Below are 18916 nucleotides of genomic sequence, written 5' to 3' on the forward strand. Positions count from 1 at the left end.
CTCATCCGGCCCGGCCGCGCCCTTGGAGCGCCTGATCAGCTCGCAAGCATGGTCCTCAGTGTAGGGGACAACGCCGGGATCTCCGCATCGCCGCCTCCGGCGGAGGGAACTCGGTGATCTTCCACGTGTGACGACCGGGATCAGGGGGAAACGTGTACGGCGACCGGCTCGCCGCGCCCGGCGGACCGCACGACCAGGAGTGGAGGCCGTGACATGGCCGACGATCAGTCGAGGGAGGACCTGGAGGAGGAGCTCCGGGTGGTGGAGGAGGACATCGCGTCCATCCGCCCGAACCTGGAGGAGATGCGCCGGCGGATCGGCGACCGGGACGAGGGCCCGACCGATGCCGCGGAGAATGCCGCGATGATCGAGAACGCCGATGAGCAGGAGGCGCTCCTCGGGCGGCTGGAGGAACGGCGCGTGGTGCTCCTGCGGCGGCTGGGCCGCGAGTGACTCATATCCCGGCGGAAATGCGTACCCATACGGGGAGTCCTCCCGTAGTCGCGCACCGTTCCCACGGCGAGAGTGGATATCGACCGTTTCCATCCCCTGACCTCCGAGGAGAGATCGTCTGATGCGCCGCATCCAGCAGGTCAAGGTCAAACGCCCGCGTCCGACCTCAGCCGCCGAGCTCGACCTGCGCACCCCCTCCGGCCGCGTGCTCCCCTACTGACCCCCGCCCCCTGACCGGCGGACCGCGCCGAGTCCGGATCGTGATCCGCGGCCCGAAACCGTCCTGACGCCCCCCGCGTCTGAGCCGGCATGCGCGGAAGATCGCTCGCCCGGCTCCTGATCCCCCTCGTGGTCGCCGCGGCCACACTGGGCGTCGTCCGACCGTCCTGGGCCTGCGGCTGCGGGGCGCTCATCACCTCGACGGACTCCGGAGTCAACGTCGCCGAGGAGACCTCCATCGTCCGCTACGACGGCTCGGCGGAGGAGATCGTCATGCGTCTGTCGGTGCGGTCCAGCGCCCGCGACGCCGCGTGGCTGATGCCGACGCCGGCCCGCGCCACGGTGACCCTCGGCGAACGCGGCTGGTTCGAGCAGCTCGACCGCCTCACCGAACCCCGTGTCGTGAAGCGCCGGCACTGGTTCCCCAACCTTGGCCCGGCCCGCGTGGCGGGCGCCCCGGCACCGAGACCGGGCGGCGGCGTGGGGGTGCTCAAGCGGCAGCGGCTCGGCCCCTTCGAGGTCACCACGCTGTCGGCCCGTGATTCGCACGCACTCGCGTCTTGGCTGACGAGCCATGGATACCGCCTGAAGGGTCGGCTCGCCCAAGCGCTCGAACCGTACGTGGCACGGCGGTGGACCTACACGGCGATCAGGCTCGCCCCCGAGAACGGCCCGCTCACCGGTGAGCTCGATCCGCTGCGCATCAGGTTCACGACCGCCGCGCCGGTCTACCCGATCCGGTTGTCGCGGCTGGCGAGCACGCCCCAGGCCGTGCACCTGTACGTCCTCGCGCCCCACCGGGTCACCGTCCGGGGCCTCGGGCTGTTCACCACGTACGCGGGCCGGGTGAGCCCCTCGCAGGTCTCCTCCCCCGGCCTGCGCGGCCTGGTGGGCGGCGGGGCGTTCCTGACCGAGGTGGTGCGCCAGGGGATCCCCCCGTCCGACTTCACCGACGACCTGACGTTCGCCAACGCCGGTGACACGCCGTACCGGCAGGTGGACTACGTGGAGGGCGGCCTGGTGACGTTCCTGGGCGTGCCGGCCTTCCTGTGGCTGCTCGCGGCACCGGTGGCGGCGCTCGTGGCCGTGGTGGTGCTCGTGGTGGTGGTGACCCGGCGTTCCCGGCGCACACGCCGCGGACGCGTCCCACAGCCCTCGTGACCAAGGGCCGCTCTGACCGGTGATCGCCATTTTCGTCACCGTCGGTTTGGGAACGGCGGCCCGGTGGGAGGATGTCGGGCATGTGGATCGCTCCCGAACGCCGGCGTGTGGGCCGGTGGATCGCACCGGCGCTCGCCATCGCCGCCGGTGTCGCGATCGGAGCCACCGAGGCCTCCCGGGGGCACATGTCGACGGGTCTGGTGGGGTTCGCGGTGCTTCTCGGCTACGGGGTTCTGCTGGCCTACCGCCGGGGCGAGTCGGTCCTCACCACGCATGAGGCGTTCGGAGTCGGCAGGCGCTCGGGGATCCATCTGCGCGCCGCCGCGATGACCGGTGACGTGCTCGTCGGGGTGATCGTCGCGGCGATGCTGGTGCAGGCGCTGCGCGGCGCGGAGATCGGTCTTCTCGCCGGCCTCGCCGCCGTCGCGGGCGTGACCTACTTCCTGTCGATCGTGATGCTCAACCGCACGTACTGACCGGCACCGCCGCACGCGCCGGAGAGGTTACGGAAGACCGCCTATCACAAACACGGCCCGCCCGATATCGGAACAGCGGCAAACTGTGAAATTTCCGATGAATAGTGAGGTCAGAGCCGTCCAACGGCGTGGAAGAGGTCGCAGAATGGTTCCGTGACCGCTTTCGCCGCCGCCCCCGGCGGCCCGGAGTCCGCGTTCGCGGGGCGTCCCGACGTCCCGCCTTCGACGCACGCAGCGCGCGCGGAGTCCGCGTTCGCGGGACGTTCCGACATCCCGCCTTCGACGCATGCGGGGCGTTCGGACGTCCCGCCTACCGCACACGTCACCTTCCACCCCATCGTCGACCTCGACGCCGGAACCGTCGTCGCCGTGGCGCCCTCCGTGCCCGGTCCCCCGGTCCTGGATCCGGATCTCGACGTCGACTGCGCGATCCTCGCCGCCCGTTCCCTGTCCCGCCGGGAGACGTTGCTCCCCATCCTGATGGTTCTGCGGATGGGGACGCTCGTGTACGACCGGCCGATGGAGCGGCTGCACCGGACGCTGGCGAGCCTGGGCCGCCGACCCGGCGGCGTCATCCTGGGGGTGACGGGCGGCCTCGGCGGGGTGTCGCTCGACGAGGCCGCCGCCCGGCTGGGCGGGATTCGCTCCGCCGGGTACCTGCTCGCCCTGGAGGCGGGGGACCTGCCGACGCGGTTCGTCGCCGACATCGCCCCGACGATCCTGATGCTCACGCCCGAGGTGACCCGGCGGGCCACCGCGGACCCTCGGCGCTCCGCGATCGCCGAGGCTCTGGTCGCGCTCGGCCGCCGCATCGGCGGTCATGTGCTCGCCCCCGGCGTGATATCCGACGATCAGCTCACCCACCTGCGGGGACGCGGGGTGCGGCTCGCGCAGGGACCGCTGCTGGCGTCTCCGCAGTGGCTGCCCGGGGTGCCGGTGAACGTCCCGGTCGGATCGCGCGACGTCGAACGCGACCGGCTCGGTCCGCGCGTCACGGAGTTCATGATGCCGGCGACGGTCATGCCCGACACGGCCACCGCCGAAGAGGTCCTCTCGGTGTTCAACGCGGAGCCGGCCACCAGCAGCGTCGTGCTCGTCGACCAGGCCCAGCGCCCCCGGCACATGATCGACCGCACCCGGTTCCTGCTCCGGCTCGCCGGGGCGTACGGCCACGCCCTGCACGCCCACAAGCCGGCCGCGCGGCTCGCCGACGCGCCTCGGCCGGTCCCGCGTACGGTGCCCGCGATCGCGGCCCTCCGCGCGGCGGGCGACGACGCCGAGCGCGTCTACGAAGACCTCGTGGTGATCGACGAGGTCGGGCGCTGCCTGGGCATCGCGCGGGTCGGCGACCTGATCCGCAGCCTGTCCGCCCTCGAGCACTGACGTTTCAGACGGGGTGCCCGGCCCGCCGCACCGAGGTGAGGAAACGCTCGACGCCCTCGATGACGCGGGCCGTACGGTACGACGGGAAGATGTCGAAGGCGTGCTGGGCGCCCTTCATCTCGGCGTACAGCACCGGGGCGGTCGACACCTTCCTGAGCCGCTCCGTGAAGGAGCGCGCCTGCGCCACCGGCACCAGCGTGTCGAGGCTCCCGTGGACGACGAGGAAGGGCGGCGCGTCCGCGTTGATCCAGTGCGCCGGTGAGGCCTTCTCGTACGCCTCGGGGTGCTCCGCCCGCCGTACGCCCATCACGTGGCGTTCCATGGCGGACGTGAACGTCTTCGAGCCGCCGTCCAGCAGGGCGGCGACGTCGTAGACGCCGTAGAAGGTCACGGCCGCCCGCACGGTCGTGTCGACGTCCTCGAACCCTGGCTGGTACTCCGGGGCACCGGGCGTGAGCGCGAGGAGGGCGGCGAGGTGGCCGCCCGCCGACCCGCCGGTGACGCACAGGAAGTCCGGGTCGGCCCCGTACTCCGCCGCGTGCTCGCGGTACCACCGGATCGCCCGTTTGAGGTCGATCAGGTGGTCGGGGAACTTCACGCGCGGGCTGAGCCGGTAGTCGACGTTGACGCCCACCCAGCCGTTGGCGGCGAGGTGGTTCAACAGCGGGATGCCCTGCTCCCGCTTGCTGCCGATCATCCAGGCCCCGCCGTGCACCTCCATGATCCCCGGGCGGCGCTCCCCCGGCTCCGAAGGCCGGTAGACGTCGAGCCGCATGTCCGGCTCGTCCCCGTACGCGATGTCTCGGGTCCGCGTCACCCCGGAACGGCGGGTCATGAGGAAGGGGAAGACGACGTGGGACCGGGGAAACGCCGGTGCCCGCTCCCCCGGATCGAGCTCCAGTTCGGCGCTCCACTCCCGGACGGTCACCGTCGTCCGCCGCGCCCGCGCCATCACGACCGCCAGTCCGGCCCAGCCGAGGACGGTCGCGGCGAGCCCCGCCCAGCCGGCCGCGCCCGCGAGACCTCCCGCGCCGGCGATGAGCGCCGTGACCACCGCCTCGATCACGAGAACCCAGGGCGCGAGCTCGATCGTGAGCCACGCGACGAAGAAGCCCGGGATCAGCAGGAGGCGCCCTCGGCGCGGCCACAGCGCGTTGACCATGGTCAGCAGCGCGAGGACGCCCGAGGCGAGCAGAACGTACGGCATCGTGCCTCCGAGGGTCGTCCGATTTCACGATCCATCACGGAGCGCGCGCCGACAACGTGACCACAGCCACACGCCCGGATTCCCGACGGTTCGGGCCGATGACGGGGTTCGGGCCGGGCTCTGGGATTCCGGCAGGCGACGCAGGTTCCGGCCAGGCTCTGGGGTTCGGGCAGGCGACGGCCGGGCGGGCTTCGCGATCGGGATTCAGGCGGAGGTCAGGCCGATCTCCTGGGCGTAGATCGCCGCCTGGACGCGGCTGCGGAGCCCCAGCTTGGCGAGGATGCGGCTGACGTGGGTCTTGGTCGTCGTCTCCGCCATGGCGAGCCGGGCCGCGATCTCCTGGTTGGACAGCCCCTCCCCCAGGCATGCGAGCACGTCGCGTTCCCGAGGGGTGAGCGCGCCCACCGGTCCGGTGGCCGCGGGCGGGCGGGTGGCGGCGAAGGCGGAGATCAGCCGCCGGGTGACCCCCGGCGCGATGAAGCCGTCCCCGGCGGCGACCAGCCGTACGGCCTCGACGAGACGATTCGCGTCGATGTCCTTCAGCAGGAAGCCGGCGGCGCCGGCCCGCAGCGCGCCGAAGACGTACTCGTCGAGGTCGAAGGTGGTCAGCACGAGCACGTCGGCGACGCCGGCCAGCTCCCGGGTGGCCGCGATGCCGTCGAGGCGCGGCATCCGGACGTCCATGACCACCACGTCCGGACGGAGCTCACGGGCCATGGCGACCGCCTCCCGGCCGTCGGCGGCCTCACCGGCGACCTCGATGCCGCGCGCGGAGCCCAGGATCAGCACGAGCCCGGCCCGTACGGCCGCCTGGTCGTCGGCGACCAGCACCCGGATGGTCATTCTCTCTCCTTCGTTCGCCTGCCGGCAGTCGGGAGTGGTTCTTCCAGCCGGCGTGAACTCGTTCATCCGTCCAGCGGAAGCCGGGCGTGGACCCGCCATCGGCCGCCGTCCCGGCCGGCGGCGAATGAGCCACCGAGCAGCGACGCCCGTTCGCGCATCCCGATGAGACCGGTGCCGGTCCCCGGAACCCCCGTCCTCCCGCCGAGCGGACTGTCGACGACGATGGTGACGGCGTCCCGGCCATGCGTGATCGCGATCGCCGCCTCACCGTCGCCGCCGTGCTTGACGACGTTGGTCAGCGACTCCTGAACGATCCGGTACGCGGCCAGCTCGACGGCGGCCGGCAACTCCGCGGGCTCGCCGTCCGTGGTGAGGCGGGTGGTGAGTCCGTCTCGCCGGGTGCGCTCGACGAGGACGGCGACGTCGTCGAGGCGCGGACGCGCCGCGGGGCCGGCGCCCTCGCTTCCGCGCAGCAGCCCGATCATGTGGCGCATCTCCGCGAGCCCCTGCACGCTGTTCTCCCTGATCACCTCCAGCGCTCGCCGTACGGCCGCGGCGTCCATGTCCGGCACCGAGAGCAGCGCCGACGAGTGCAGGGCGGCCGCGCTGAGATGGTTGGCGATCACGTCGTGCAACTCCCGTGCCATCCGCGCGCGTTCGTCGGCCACCGCCTCCCGGCGGTCCAGCTCGGCCAGCCGGGCGACCTGCTCGGCGCGCACGCGTTCCGCCTCCGCCCGGTCGCGGTGCTCGCGGACGACGATCGCGGTGAGAACCGGTCCCACGAGCACGAGAGCGAGACTCGCGAGGTTGGTGACGATCGTGCCGGGACTGCTGGCGTCGAGGAGGCTGATGACCCCGGTGAGCGCGAGCGTCACGGCTCCGGTCGCGGTCAGCACGCGGCGAGGAGCGGCGGCCGGGCCGTAGAGCGTCGCCGCGTAGAGCGCGTCGGTGAAGATCGCGATGGTCGGGAAGCTCAGTCCGAAGACGGTGTCGGCAACGACGGCGGGCGTGGCGACGGCGAGCGCCGCCATCGGCGCGGTCCGGCGGAAGAGCATCGCCGCGCAGACCCCGAGCAGGGGGATCGCCCGCCATACCGCGCCGACGTCAGGCCGCCCGGGCCACTGGCTGTAGGAGTGGGCGGCCAGCATCACCGCGCCGCCGGCGAGCGCGGCGGCGGCCAGCAACGCGTCCTGCCGCGTCGTCCATCGCATGGGTCGATCCCACCATCCCCCCGAGGGTGTTCGCACCGGCCAGAGGCCGATCGACGCGTACATCGAAAGGAGGACCCCCGATTCATCACCCGCGACGAGCGTCCGGCGAGGTCTCCCGGCCGACGATGGGACCGTGCTCTTCCTGATCATCGCCGGCTGCGAGGTCGGCTTCTGGCTGTTCCTGCTCGCCGGGCTGGCGACCCGTTACCTCGCCCGCCGGCGCGGGCTCGGCGCGGCGCTGCTGATCTGCGTGCCGCTCACCGACCTGACCCTGCTGATCGCCACGGTCGTCGACCTGCGCCGGGGCGCGACGGCCGGCTTCTCCCACGGGCTCGCCGCCGCGTACCTCGGCTTCTCGGTCGCGTTCGGCCACGCCATGATCCGCTGGGCCGACGAGCGGTTCGCGCACCGGTTCGCGGGCGGGCCCCCGCCGAGCCGGCCGCCCCGCTACGGCAGGGCCCGCGCCCGGCACGAGTGGAGAGAGTTCGGCAAGGCCGTCATCGCCTGGGCGGTCTCCTGCGCGCTCCTTCTCGCCGCGATCGCCCTGGTCGGCGACGCGGCCCGCACGGCCGCACTGCGCGGCTGGCTGGACCGCCTCACGGTCATCCTCGGCATCTGGGCGCTGTGGCCGATCACCTACACGATCTGGCCCGCCAAACCGAAGAAGGCCTCCCGCTGACGTCCTGGACGGCAAAGCCGCGCTGGGGCGTGTCTGACAGATCCGCTGTCCCGCTGCGCGCCGCTCGCTACGAACGGGATTTGTCAGACACGCCCTCGGGGCGCACGGCTCACTCGACCTCGGCGTCCTCCGGGGCGCTCCGGGCCAGGGCGGCCAGCGTCTCGAGAGCGGCGGCCAGGGTGTCGATCGGCGGCGCCGACAGGGCGAGGCGGACGGCGTTGGGCGCGCGGGACACGACGACGGTGAACGCCGCGCCCGGGGTGACGGCGATGCCGCGTCGGGCGGCGGCCGCGACGAACGTGTCGGCCCGCCAGGGATCCGGCAGCCGCCACCAGCAGTGGAAGGCCTGCGGATCGGCCTCGACGGCGAACTCGGCCAGATGCTCGCGGACGAGCCGCTGGCGGGCCGCCGCGTCGCGGCGTTTGAGCTCCTGAAGGGTCTTGACCGTGCCGTCGGTCAGCCATCGGGTCGCGGCCTCGACGGCGAAGCGCGGCGCCGTCCAGCCGCCTGAGCGCAGCGCCGAGGCGACGCGGTCGCCGATCGCCTCCGGCGGCACCGCGAAGCCGACGGTCAGGCCCGGGGCCACCCGTTTGGACAGGCTGTCGACGACGATGACGCGCTCCGGCGCCAGTGCGGCCAGCGGCGGAGGGTCGTCGCGGAGGAAGGCGTAGATGGCGTCCTCGACGGCGTAGACGCCGAGGTCGCACAGTGCGGCGGCGACCTCGGCGCGCCGGTCCTCGGGCATGGTGACCCCGAGCGGGTTGTGCAGCGTGGGCTGGAGGTAGACCGCGCGCAGCGGGCCGGCCGATCGGATGGCCTCCGGGAGCACGCCGGACTCGTCCATGGCGAGGGGCACCAGCGTGATGCCGAGGCGGGCGGCGATGCCCTTGACCAGGGGGTAGGTCAGCTCCTCGACGCCGACCCGGTCACCGGCGGGCACGAGGGCCGCCAGCGCCGCGGCGATCGCCTGCCGTCCGTTGCCGGCGAGGAGCACGCGCCCGGGGCCGGGAGTCCAGCCGGGACGGGCGAGCGTCGCGGCGGCCGCCTCCCGGACGGCCGGTGTGCCCGCCGCCCCCATGGGGGTCAGCGCCCCGGCCAGCACGTCGGGCCGCAGCATGCCGCCGAGGCTCTCCGCGAGGAGCGCGGGCTGCTCGGGCGGGAGGGAGAAGTTCAGCTCCAGGTCGACCCGGGCGCGGGCCGGCTCGGCGAGGGCGGGCTCGCCGGCCGGGGCGGCGGCGCGGACGAAGGTGCCGCGCCCCACCTCACCGACGGCGAGGCCGCGGCGGATCAGCTCGCCGTACACCCGCGCCGCGGTGGAACCGGCGATGCGGTGCCTGCGGGCGAACTGCCGCTGAGGCGGCAGCCGGTCCCCCGGCCGGAGGCGCCCGTCGGCGATCTGCGCCGCCAGCACGTCCGCGATCCGCCGGTAGTCGTCCATCACGCCTCCACGCCAACATTGCACCGAGAGCAATTTAACTATTGCACCGAGATATTGCCCTCATTAGCATCGAGCCGTCAAGCACGACCCATGAAGGAGACACAGGACGTGGGCGTTTTCCGCAATGGCCAGATAACGATCGAATACGACGACCACCGCTCCGACGGCGTCTCTCCGCCGCTGGTGCTCGTCCACGGCCACCCCTTCGACCGCTCGATGTGGGCGCCCCAGGTCGAGCACATCGACGGGCGGCGGGTGATCGTGCCGGACCTGCGCGGCTACGGCCGGAGCACCGTCGTCCCGGGCGAAACACCGTTCCAGGCGTTCGCCGAGGACATCGCCTGCCTTCTCGACCACCTCGGCGTCGGGGAGATCGTGCTCGGTGGCCTGTCCATGGGCGGCCAGATCGTCATGGAGTTCCACCGCCTGTTCCCGGAGCGGCTGCGCGGCCTCCTGCTCGCCGACACGACTCCTCAGGCGGAGAGCGAGGAGAGCAGGCGGGCCCGCAACGCCATGGCCGACCGGCTGGTCCGGGAGGGCATGGGCGGATACGCGGACGAGGTCCTGCCCAAGATGGTGGCGCCGGCCAACATCCGGCGGTTCCCGGCGGTGGCCGAGCACGTCCTCGGCATGATGCGAGGAGCGCCTCCGGAAGGCGCCGCCGCCGCGCAGCGCGGCCGCGCCGAGCGTCCCGACTACGTCGCGTCGCTGTCGCGCGTCCGCGTCCCCACCCTCATCGTCGTCGGCAGTGACGACGAGTACACCCCGATCGCCGACGCCCGGCTCATGCACGAGGTCATCCCGGGATCGACGCTCGTGGTGGTCGAGGGCACCGCGCACATGCCCAACCTGGAACGGCCGGCCGAGTTCAACGACGCGCTGGCCAAGTTCCTCGACGCGATCCCCGGGGCGACCTCATGACGATGACCGCGTTCGTCACCGGCGCCAGCACCGGATTCGGCGCCGCGATCACCCGTCGCCTCGCGGCCGACGGCGCCCGCGTCGTCGCGGCGGCGCGCCGGACGCGCCTGCTCGCCGAGCTGGCGGCCGACCACCCCGGTGCCGTCCACCCGCTCGAACTGGACGTCCGGGACAGGGCGGCCGTCGAGCAGGCGGTCGCCGGCCTGCCCGCCGAGTTCGCCGACGTCGACCTGCTGGTCAACAACGCCGGCCTCGCCATGGGCCTCGGCCCCGCCCAGAAGGCCGACCTGGAGGACTGGGACCGGATGCTCGACACCAACTGCCGGGGGCTCATGTACTGCACGCGCGCGGTCCTGCCCGGCATGGTGGCACGCGGCCGGGGTCACGTGGTCAACGTGGGCTCGGTCGCCGGTACATACCCCTATCCCGGGGGCAACGTCTACGGCGCGACCAAGGCGTTCGTCCACCAGTTCAGCCTCAACCTGCGGAGCGACCTGCACGGGACGGGCGTCCGCGTCACCTGCGTCGAACCCGGCATGTGCGGGGACACCGAGTTCTCCACCGTGCGGTTCGGCGGGGACCGGGAGAAGGCCGACGCCGTCTACGCCGGAATGCGGCCGCTCGGCCCCGACGACATCGCCGAGGCCGTGTCCTGGGCGGCGTCACTGCCGGCCCACGTCAACATCAACGTCATCGAGCTGATGCCCGTCGCCCAGAGCTTCGCGGCGTTCCCGGTGGACCGGTCGGTCAGCGCTCCAGCGCCGTCTTGACGCGGGCGAGGGTGGTGCGCATGCCCTGGCGGTTGACGTCGGCGCGCCCCTCCGCCGGGACGCCGGTGAAGACCCTGCCGAGGAGGGAGACGAACCCCGCTCCACGGTTGTCCCGCCGCAGGTCCTCCCAGTGCTCCGTCAGCCGGGTCGACCCGTCTTCGGCCGGATCGACCCGGTAGCCCCACACGGCCACCGGGATCCCGAAGCTCGCCACCCGGAACGCGAAGGCCTTGCCGGGCACCGCCTCGGTGACCCGGCAGTTCGTGAACCACACGCGCGGGCCCATGCGGTTGAACCCGACGAAGGTCAGGCCGGGGACCACGCGGCGGCCGCGCACCCAGACCGCGAAGACCTCCGGGCTCCACTCGCCCATGCGGCGCGGGTCGGCCACCGCCTCGTACACACGCTCCGGCTGTGCGTCGATGACGACGCTCTCCTCGACCGTCCACTGGCGTTCCATGCCCGCGATCATCTCGTACGGCCGGGCGCGGTCACCGCAAGTGGGCGAATCGCTCCTGCCAGTCGGCGAACCAGGCGGCGAACCAGGGCTCGCCCGCGGCCAGCGGCACGATGTAGGTGACCGTCTCGGCGTGGTAGCGGCGCTGGAAGTCCAGCGGCATCCGGTCCAGGGTCTGGACGTTGCTGACCCGGTCGGCGAGCTTGACCAGGATCGCCTCGCGGGGCGCGTCGCGCAGCCGCCGCAGGTAGGAGACCTTCGCGGCCCGCTTGGCGGCCTTCCCCCGCACCGGCGGCTTGGTCACCCAGTCCACCAGCTCCCCGACGACCGGGCCGAACTCCGCCTCGACGTCGGCGAGCGTCGCCGGGGTGTCCTCGACGACGTCGTGCAGCAGGGCCGTCACGAGCAGGTCGGTCTCGGTGACGCCGACGCCGCGGACCAGCACCTCCAGCGCTTCGAGGAGGTGCTCCACGTAGGGGGCGCCGGTGGGCCGCGTCTGGTCGCCGTGCCGGCGCAGCGCGACGTCGGCGGCCCGATCGAGGGTGGCCAGATCGACCGGCCACGAGGCCAGGGCGGCGCGGGCCTGCTCCCACGTGCGCCAGGTCGTGAAGATCTCCACCGTGCCATTTCCTCCGAGTCATCAGGCATCGTCACGAGGTCGTCTCGATCGCGTGTGAGCCTGCGCGAGGCCGTACGCTCGCGGCATCATTGCACGGTGAGGAATCCGCCCGACGATCACGCCATCGCGGTGTGGATATGGCCCCGGGCGCTCCCGCTCTCCGAGATCTTCGGACCGGCGTGGGACGGCCCGGAGATCCGCGCCCGCTTCCTCACCCTCACCGGCCAGTGGCACGCCCGCCATCCGGCCCCGGCGGCCACGGGCGAAGGCGCCTGGCCACAGCCCGGCCAGTGGATGTGGCACCCGCCCGCTCACCGGATCTACGACTGCCACACCTACGAGTCCGGGGACGACTGGCTCGAGGTGGCGATCCGGATGGAGACGGTCGACTTCTACCCGAACCACTGCCGGCTCGGCGCCAGCCTGACCATCGCGTGCCGGTGCGAGAGCGCGCACAAGGCGCACACGATCGTGGAGACGTCATGGCGCACCGGCGGGCCCGCCGGTGCGCTCGACGCCCTCACGGCGATCCTGCGGTACACCGACCAGTGGATCGCCAACTCCCAGCAGCCGGCCTGGCGACGGCACGCCGGCCTCGACTGACCTGACGTCAGACGTTGAAGCCCAAGGCGCGCAGTTGCTCCCGCCCGTCCTCGGTGATCTTGTCCGGGCCCCACGGCGGCAGCCACACCCAGTTGATCGTGACCTTCTCCACGAGCCCCTCCAGGGCGCTCGCCGTCTGGTCCTCGATCACGTCGGTGAGCGGGCAGGCCGCGCTCGTGAGCGTCATGTCGAGCGTGGCGACGTTGTCGTCGCCGATGTTGACGCCGTAGACCAGTCCGAGGTCGACGACGTTGATGCCGAGCTCGGGGTCGACGACGTCGCGCATCGCCTCGAGGACGTCGTCCTCGGCGGCCTTCGTGTCGCTCATGAGTTACTGCCTTCCATGGCCTTCGCGGTCGCGTCCTTCCACGCCATCCAGGCGAGCAGGGCGCACTTGATACGGGCGGGGAACTTCGACACCCCGGCGAAGGCGACCGCGTCCTCGAGCACGTCCTCGTCGGGCTCGTCCTGCCCGCGGGACTGCATCAGCTTGAGGAACTCGTCGCCGGTCACCATCGCGTCCTTCACCGGCCTGCCGATGATGAGGTCGGTCATCACCGACGCGCTGGCCTGGCTGATCGAGCAGCCCAGGGCGTCGTACGACACGTCGACGACCTCGTCGCCGTCCAGCTTGACGCGCAACGTCACCTCGTCGCCGCAGGTCGGGTTCACATGGTGCACCTCGGCGTCGTACGGCTCCCGGAGACCCTTGTGGTGAGGGTTCCGGTAGTGGTCCAGGATGATCTCCTGGTACATCGACTCGAGCTGCATCTGCTCCCCTTCCAAACGGCCGATCGGTGCAACGTCAGGCCGTGCCGAAGAATTTCTGCGTCTCCCGGAGCCCCTCGACGAGGGCGTCGACGTCGTCGCGGGTGTTGTAGAAGTACAGCGACGCGCGCGTGCTGGCGGTCACGCCGAAGCGCTTGTGCAGCGGCTTGGCGCAGTGATGGCCGGCGCGCACCGCGACGCCGTGGGCGTCCAGCACCTGGCTGACGTCGTGCGGGTGGATCTCCCGCCCGTCCGGGCCCTCCAGGGTGAAGGAGATCGCGGTGCCGCGGTCCTCAGCGTCGACCGGGCCGAGGATCCGCAGGCCGTCGACGGCGGTGAGCGACTTGAGCGCGTACGCGAGCAGCTCGTTCTGCTGCGCCTCGATCTCGTCCAGGCCCACCTCGGTGAGGTAGTCGATGGCGGCGCCGAGCCCGGCGGCCTCGGCGATCGGCATCGTGCCGGCCTCGAACTTGTGCGGCGGCGGGGCGTACGTCGAGCCCTCCATCGCGACGGTCTCGATCATCTCGCCGCCGCCGAGGAACGGCGGGAGCGTCTCGAGCAGCTCGGCGCGGCCCCACAGCACCCCGATGCCGGTCGGGCCGCAGAGCTTGTGCGCGGTGAAGCCGTAGAAGTCGACGCCGAGCTCCTGGACGTCGACGCGCATGTGCGGCACGGCCTGGGCGCCGTCGGCGAGCACGAGCGCGCCGACCGCGTGGGCCTTGTCCGCGATGAGCCGCAGCGGGTTGATCGTGCCGAGGACGTTCGACTGGTGCGCGACCGCGACGATCTTCGTGCGCTCGTTGATGAGCTCGTCGATGTTCGACAGGTCGAGGCGGCCGTCGTCGGTCACCCCGAACCAGCGGAGCGTCGCGCCGGTGCGCTGGGAGAGCAGCTGCCACGGCACGATGTTGGAGTGGTGCTCCATCTCGGTGATGACGATCTCGTCGCCGGGGCCGACGCGGAACCGCTCGGCCTCCCGATCGAAGGTGCCGGGAGGTCGGTCGGGGTCGGTTGGTCGGGTGAGAGTCGCGTTGCCCATGGCGTAGGCGACGAGGTTGATGCCCTCGGAGATGTTCTTGGTGAACACCACCTCGGTCTCGCTCGCCGCGCCGATGAGGTTCGCGGCCTTGATCCGGGCGCCTTCGTACGCCTCGGTCGCCTCCTCGCCGAGCTGGTGCGTCGCCCGGTGGATGTTGGCGTTGTGCGCGGCGTAGAAGTCGTCGATGGCGTCGATCACCTGGCGGGGCTTCTGCGAGGTGTTCGCGCTGTCGAGGTAGACCAGCGGCCGCCCGTCGCGGACGGTGCGGGTCAGGATCGGGAAGTCCGCCCGGATCCGTTCGACGTCGATGCTCACGCGGACGCGCCCGCCTTCGTGAACTTCTCGTAGCCCTCGTTCTCCAGCAGCTCGGCCAGCTCCGGGCCGCCCTCCTCGACGACGCGGCCGGCCGCGAAGACGTGCACGAAGTCCGGCTTCACGTAGCGGAGGATGCGGGTGTAGTGCGTGATCAGCAGCACGCCGGTGTCGCCGGAGCGGAACCGGTTGACGCCCTCGGAGACGACCTTCAGCGCGTCGATGTCGAGGCCGGAGTCGGTCTCGTCGAGCACCGCGACCTTCGGCTTGAGCATCTCGAGCTGGAGGATCTCGTGGCGCTTCTTCTCACCACCGGAGAAGCCCTCGTTGAGGTTGCGCTGGGCGAACGCCGAGTCGATCTGCAGGTCGGCCATCGCCTGGCGCATCTCCTTGGAGAACTCCCGCAGCTTCGGCGCCTCGCCGCGCACGGCGGTGACGGCGGTGCGCAGGAAGTTCGACACCGAAACGCCCGGCACCTCGACGGGGTACTGCATCGCGAGGAACAGCCCGGCGCGGGCGCGCTCGTCGACGCTCATGTCCAGGACGCTCTCACCGTCCAGGAGCACCTCGCCGCCGGTGACGGTGTACTTCGGGTGACCGGCGATGGCGTAGGCGAGGGTCGACTTGCCGGAGCCGTTCGGCCCCATGATCGCGTGGGTCTCGCCCGCCTTCACGGTCAGGTCGACGCCCCGGAGGATCTCCTTGTCCTCGACGGAGACGTGCAGGTCGCGGATCTCAAGCGTGGCCATGGTCTTCAGGACTCCTTGAGCGACACGTACACGTCGTCGCCCTCGATCTTCACTGGGTACGTGGGAACCGGCTGCGTCGCCGGCGGGTTGGTGGGCTTGCCGGTGCGCAGGTCGAAGCACGAGCCGTGCAGCCAGCACTCGATGGTGTGGTTGTAGACGTCGCCCTCGCTGAGCGCGACCTCGGCGTGCGAGCAGACGTCGCGCATGGCGTAGACGTCGTCGCCCGTGCGGACGACCGCCACCGGGGTGCCGTCGATCTCCACCGCGAGCGCGCCCTCCTCGGGCAGCTCGGACAGCGAGCAGGCGCGCGTGAAGCTCATCGGTCGAGCTCCTCGTCGATCGCGGCCAGGACGCGCTCCTGGATCTGCGGCAGGTCGATCTTCTCAACGAGCTGGCCGAGGAAGCCGCGCACGACCATCCGCCGCGCGGTGTCGTACGTGATGCCCCGCGCCTGGAGGTAGAACAGGTGCTGGTCGTCGAGGCGGCCGGACGCCGAGGCGTGGCCCGCGCCGGCGACCTCGCCGGTGAGGATCTCGAGGTTCGGCACCGAGTCGACGCGGGTGCCGTCGGTGAGGACGAGGTTGCGGTTGAGCTCGTACGTGTCGGTGCCCTCGGCCTCGGCCCGGATGATCACGTCGCCGATCCAGACCGCGTGCGCGTCCTCGTCCTGCAGCGCGCCGCGGTAGTCGACGCGGCTGCGGCAGTTGGGCTGCGTGTGGTCGACGAGCAGGCGGTGCTCCAGGTGCTGGCCGCCGTCGGCGAAGTACACGCCGTACAGCTCGGCGTCGCCGCCGGGCGCGTCGTAGGCCACGGTCGGGGCGATGCGCACGACCTTGCCGCCGAGGCTGACGACGAAGCTCTTGAACCGCGCGTCGCGGCCGAGCCTGGCGTGCTGGTGCGACAGGTGCACGGCGTCCGGCGCCCAGTTCTGCAGGCTGAACACCGTGAGCGAGGCCCCGTCGCCGACGACGAACTCGACGTTGTCGGCGTAGGCGGCCGAGCCGGTGTGCTCCAGCACGACCGTGGCCTGCGCGAACGGCTCCAGGACGACGGTCGTGTGGCCGTAGGCGACGCCGCCGCCCTCGCCGCGCAGCGACAGGACGGTCGGCTCGGTGGCCACGACCTCCTTCGGCACGGTGACCACGGTGGCCTGCGTGAACGAGGCGTACGCCTGCGCGCTCACACGGTCGGACGGGACGTACGCCTTGCCGACGCGTTCGTCGTCGCGGGACACCGTCTCGACGGTGACCTCGGGCGCGGCGGACACGTCGACGATCACCTTGCCGTCGGCGGCCGCGCCCTTGTGCAGGTCGCGGATGCGGCGCAGCGGGGTGAACCGCCACTCCTCCTCGCGCCCGGTGGGCACGGCGAAGTCGTCGACGTCGTACGACGTGTGCTCGTGGAGGGTGGACAGCGGTTTGGTCTCCAGACCCATGTCAGCCCACCGCTCCTTCCATCTGCAGCTCGATCAGGCGGTTGAGCTCCAGCGCGTACTCCATCGGCAGCTCGCGCGCGATCGGCTCGACGAAGCCGCGCACGATCATCGCCATCGCCTCGTCCTCGGTGAGCCCGCGGCTCATGAGGTAGAACAGCTGGTTCTCCGAGACCTTGGAGACGGTGGCCTCGTGGCCCATCTCGACGTCGTCCTCGCGGACGTCGACGTAGGGGTAGGTGTCGGAGCGGCTGATCTGGTCGACCAGCAGCGCGTCGCACTTGACCGTCGACTTGGAGTGCTCGGCGCCCTCCTGGATCTGGACCAGGCCGCGGTAGCTCGTGCGGCCGCCGCCGCGCGCCACCGACTTGGAGATGATCGTCGAGGAGGTGTTGGGCGCGGCGTGCACCATCTTCGAACCCGCGTCCTGGTGCTGGCCCTCGCCCGCGAAGGCGATGGACAGCGTCTCGCCCTTGGCGTGCTCGCCCATGAGATAGACGGCCGGGTACTTCATCGTGACCTTGGACCCGATGTTGCCGTCGATCCACTCCATCGTCGCGCCCTCGTAGGCGACGGCGCGCTTGGTGACGAGGTTGTAGACGTTGTTCGACCAGTTCTGGATGGTCGTGTAACGACAGCGGGCGTTCTTCTTCACGACGATCTCGACGACCGCGGAGTGCAGCGAGTCGGACTTGTAGATCGGCGCGGTGCAGCCCTCGACGTAGTGGACGTACGCGCCCTCGTCGACGATGATCAGCGTCCGCTCGAACTGGCCCATGTTCTCGGTGTTGATCCGGAAGTAGGCCTGCAGAGGGATCTCGACGTGCACGCCCGGCGGCACGTAGATGAACGACCCGCCCGACCACACGGCCGAGTTGAGAGCAGCGAACTTGTTGTCGCCGACCGGGATCACCGAGCCGAAGTACTCCTGGAAGATCTCCGGGTGCTCCTTGAGACCGGTGTCGGTGTCGAGGAAGATGACGCCCTGCTGCTCCAGGTCCTCGCGGATCTGGTGGTAGACGACCTCGGACTCGTACTGGGCCGCGACGCCGGCCACCAGGCGCTGCTTCTCCGCCTCGGGGATGCCGAGCTTGTCGTAGGTGTTCTTGATGTCGGCCGGGAGCTCTTCCCACGACGCGGCCTGCTTCTCCGTCGACCGGACGAAGTACTTGATGTTGTCGAAGTCGATGTCGGTGAGGTCGGCACCCCACGTCGGCAGCGGCTTCTTGCCGAACAGGCGCAGGCCCTTCAGGCGAAGGTCGAGCATCCAGTCGGGCTCGTTCTTCTTCGCCGAGATATCGCGGACGACCTCATCGGACAGCCCGCGACGGGCCGAGGCGCCGGCCACGTCAGAGTCGGCCCAGCCGAACTTGTAGTTTCCGAGCCCTTCGAGCTCGGGATGGGCTGCCGTAGTCATGCGGAGGTGCCTCCGGAGTCCTGCTTGTCGTTCTTATCGGTTTTTTCGGTCAGTTCACGTGACGTCACGTGGGTCGTGCATATTCCATCGCCGTGCGCGATCGTGGCCAGCCGCTGCACAGGGACGCCGAGCAGCCGGCCGAACGCCGCCGTCTCCGCCTCGCACAGCTGAGGGAACCGGGCCGCGACGTGCGCGACCGGGCAGTGGTGCTGACACAGCTGCTGCCCGCCGGCGGGGGCGGTGCCGGCCGAGGCGGCGTAGCCGTCCACGGACAACGCCTCGGCGAGGGCCTGCGCCCGCTGCTGCGGCGGGACGGCCCGGATCGACGCGCCGTAGCGCGCCTCCAGGTCGCTCACCTGGCGGCGGGCGAACTCCGCGACGGCCTCCTCGCCGAGCTTGTCGGCCAGGAAGCGCAGCGCGTTGGCCGCGAGATCGTCGTAGGCGTGCACGAAGGCGCTGCGCCCGGCGTCGGTGATGACGAACATCTTGGCCGGACGGCCGCGCCCGCGCCTGGACTGCGGACGGCTCCGCCGCTCCTCGATCATCCCCTCGGCGAGGAGGGCATCGAGGTGGCGGCGCACGGCCGCGGGCGTCAGCCCGAGCCGCTGTCCGAGCGCCGAGGCGCTGATGGGACCATATTCAAGAATCAGGCGTGCCACCCGGGCACGGGTGGTGCGCTCGGTGTGGTTCGGACCGAGCGCGGGCACACCGGCAGGCGCCGGCGCGGTGCTCGTCGTCTCGGTCACGTTTTTCACAACA

General features: G+C 71.5%; 22 protein-coding genes. 8 read left to right on the forward strand and 14 right to left on the reverse strand.

Translation table 11 applies throughout. From position 1 onward, the window contains the following. Nucleotides 1–213 precede the first annotated feature (213 nt). From ACYVF7_RS35445 to ACYVF7_RS35460, 4 genes are all read left to right on the forward strand, one after another. Nucleotides 214–453, forward strand: coding sequence for a hypothetical protein (locus ACYVF7_RS35445; RefSeq protein ID WP_460349324.1), 240 nt, complete (start codon nt 214–216; stop codon nt 451–453). Between the two features lie 309 nt (nt 454–762). Further along, complete coding sequence (locus tag ACYVF7_RS35450; RefSeq protein WP_460349326.1) at nt 763–1833, forward strand: DUF2330 domain-containing protein; 1071 nt, start codon at nt 763–765, stop codon at nt 1831–1833. 80 nt (nt 1834–1913) lie between these two features. Next, nucleotides 1914–2309 carry an ABC transporter permease gene (locus ACYVF7_RS35455; RefSeq protein WP_460349328.1) on the forward strand — a complete coding sequence of 132 codons (396 nt, stop codon included), beginning with the start codon at nt 1914–1916 and terminating at the stop codon, nt 2307–2309. Between the two features lie 153 nt (nt 2310–2462). Further along, a complete protein-coding gene (locus ACYVF7_RS35460; RefSeq protein WP_460349330.1) occupies nt 2463–3692 on the forward strand; it encodes an EAL domain-containing protein in 1230 nt (409 codons plus the stop codon). A gap of 4 nt (nt 3693–3696) precedes the next feature. On the opposite strand, the gene ACYVF7_RS35465 is transcribed toward ACYVF7_RS35460, so the two are convergent. The 3 genes from ACYVF7_RS35465 to ACYVF7_RS35475 form a co-directional block, all read right to left on the reverse strand. Beyond that, on the reverse strand, nt 3697–4899 hold the full coding sequence (locus ACYVF7_RS35465; protein WP_460349332.1) for an alpha/beta hydrolase fold domain-containing protein: 1203 nt from the start codon (nt 4897–4899) through the stop codon (nt 3697–3699). A 204-nt stretch (nt 4900–5103) separates the two neighbouring features. Beyond that, on the reverse strand, nt 5104–5742 hold the full coding sequence (locus ACYVF7_RS35470; RefSeq protein WP_460349334.1) for a response regulator: 639 nt from the start codon (nt 5740–5742) through the stop codon (nt 5104–5106). Between the two features lie 62 nt (nt 5743–5804). Beyond that, the gene (locus ACYVF7_RS35475) at nt 5805–6953 is read right to left on the reverse strand and encodes a sensor histidine kinase (RefSeq protein WP_460349336.1); all 1149 of its coding nucleotides are present in this window, start codon (nt 6951–6953) and stop codon (nt 5805–5807) included. A 133-nt stretch (nt 6954–7086) separates the two neighbouring features. Here ACYVF7_RS35475 and ACYVF7_RS35480 point away from each other — a divergent pair, with 133 nt between their 5' ends. Continuing rightward, nucleotides 7087–7632, forward strand: a complete 546-nt coding sequence (locus tag ACYVF7_RS35480) for a hypothetical protein (RefSeq protein WP_460349338.1) — start codon at nt 7087–7089, stop codon at nt 7630–7632. A gap of 109 nt (nt 7633–7741) precedes the next feature. On the opposite strand, the gene ACYVF7_RS35485 is transcribed toward ACYVF7_RS35480, so the two are convergent. Then, entirely contained in the window at nt 7742–9070 is a 1329-nt protein-coding gene (locus tag ACYVF7_RS35485; RefSeq protein ID WP_460349340.1) for an aminotransferase-like domain-containing protein, read from the reverse strand. Between the two features lie 90 nt (nt 9071–9160). Here ACYVF7_RS35485 and ACYVF7_RS35490 point away from each other — a divergent pair, with 90 nt between their 5' ends. Both ACYVF7_RS35490 and ACYVF7_RS35495 read left to right on the forward strand, forming a co-directional pair. Then, nucleotides 9161–9991 carry an alpha/beta fold hydrolase gene (locus ACYVF7_RS35490; RefSeq protein ID WP_460349342.1) on the forward strand — a complete coding sequence of 277 codons (831 nt, stop codon included), beginning with the start codon at nt 9161–9163 and terminating at the stop codon, nt 9989–9991. After that, nucleotides 9988–10761, forward strand: coding sequence for an SDR family oxidoreductase (locus ACYVF7_RS35495; protein WP_460349344.1), 774 nt, complete (start codon nt 9988–9990; stop codon nt 10759–10761). The genes ACYVF7_RS35490 and ACYVF7_RS35495 overlap by 4 nt, the downstream gene beginning before the upstream one ends. On the opposite strand, the gene ACYVF7_RS35500 is transcribed toward ACYVF7_RS35495, so the two are convergent. Continuing rightward, nucleotides 10739–11221, reverse strand: coding sequence for an SRPBCC family protein (locus ACYVF7_RS35500; RefSeq protein WP_460349346.1), 483 nt, complete (start codon nt 11219–11221; stop codon nt 10739–10741). The genes ACYVF7_RS35495 and ACYVF7_RS35500 overlap by 23 nt on opposite strands. A gap of 31 nt (nt 11222–11252) precedes the next feature. Next, entirely contained in the window at nt 11253–11837 is a 585-nt protein-coding gene (locus ACYVF7_RS35505; RefSeq protein ID WP_460349348.1) for an HD domain-containing protein, read from the reverse strand. Between the two features lie 96 nt (nt 11838–11933). On the opposite strand from ACYVF7_RS35505, the gene ACYVF7_RS35510 reads away from it, so the two are divergent. Next, nucleotides 11934–12440 carry a hypothetical protein gene (locus ACYVF7_RS35510; protein WP_460349350.1) on the forward strand — a complete coding sequence of 169 codons (507 nt, stop codon included), beginning with the start codon at nt 11934–11936 and terminating at the stop codon, nt 12438–12440. A gap of 7 nt (nt 12441–12447) precedes the next feature. Here the strand turns inward: ACYVF7_RS35510 and ACYVF7_RS35515 are convergent, their stop codons facing one another. The 8 genes from ACYVF7_RS35515 to ACYVF7_RS35550 are packed head-to-tail and all read right to left on the reverse strand — an operon-like array spanning nt 12448 to nt 18912. After that, the gene (locus tag ACYVF7_RS35515; RefSeq protein ID WP_360879074.1) at nt 12448–12768 is read right to left on the reverse strand and encodes a metal-sulfur cluster assembly factor; all 321 of its coding nucleotides are present in this window, start codon (nt 12766–12768) and stop codon (nt 12448–12450) included. Further along, entirely contained in the window at nt 12765–13211 is a 447-nt protein-coding gene (sufU, locus tag ACYVF7_RS35520; RefSeq protein ID WP_460349354.1) for a Fe-S cluster assembly sulfur transfer protein SufU, read from the reverse strand. The genes ACYVF7_RS35515 and sufU overlap by 4 nt, the downstream gene beginning before the upstream one ends. Before the next feature lie 34 nt (nt 13212–13245). After that, nucleotides 13246–14556: a cysteine desulfurase gene (locus ACYVF7_RS35525; RefSeq protein ID WP_460358288.1), complete on the reverse strand. Its 1311-nt coding sequence runs from the start codon at nt 14554–14556 to the stop codon at nt 13246–13248. A 2-nt stretch (nt 14557–14558) separates the two neighbouring features. After that, a complete protein-coding gene (sufC, locus tag ACYVF7_RS35530; RefSeq protein ID WP_460349356.1) occupies nt 14559–15308 on the reverse strand; it encodes a Fe-S cluster assembly ATPase SufC in 750 nt (249 codons plus the stop codon). A gap of 5 nt (nt 15309–15313) precedes the next feature. Next, the gene (locus ACYVF7_RS35535; protein ID WP_345436417.1) at nt 15314–15628 is read right to left on the reverse strand and encodes a non-heme iron oxygenase ferredoxin subunit; all 315 of its coding nucleotides are present in this window, start codon (nt 15626–15628) and stop codon (nt 15314–15316) included. Then, on the reverse strand, nt 15625–16743 hold the full coding sequence (gene sufD, locus ACYVF7_RS35540; RefSeq protein ID WP_460349358.1) for a Fe-S cluster assembly protein SufD: 1119 nt from the start codon (nt 16741–16743) through the stop codon (nt 15625–15627). The genes ACYVF7_RS35535 and sufD overlap by 4 nt, the downstream gene beginning before the upstream one ends. Nucleotide 16744: 1 nt before the next feature. Continuing rightward, nucleotides 16745–18157 (reverse strand): Fe-S cluster assembly protein SufB, encoded by a 1413-nt coding sequence (gene sufB / locus ACYVF7_RS35545; RefSeq protein WP_345436413.1) that lies wholly within the window; start codon nt 18155–18157, stop codon nt 16745–16747. Continuing rightward, nucleotides 18154–18912, reverse strand: a complete 759-nt coding sequence (locus ACYVF7_RS35550) for a helix-turn-helix transcriptional regulator (protein WP_460349361.1) — start codon at nt 18910–18912, stop codon at nt 18154–18156. The genes sufB and ACYVF7_RS35550 overlap by 4 nt, the downstream gene beginning before the upstream one ends. Between the last annotated feature and the right edge of the window lie 4 nt (nt 18913–18916).

The organism is Actinoallomurus acanthiterrae (assembly GCF_054775715.1).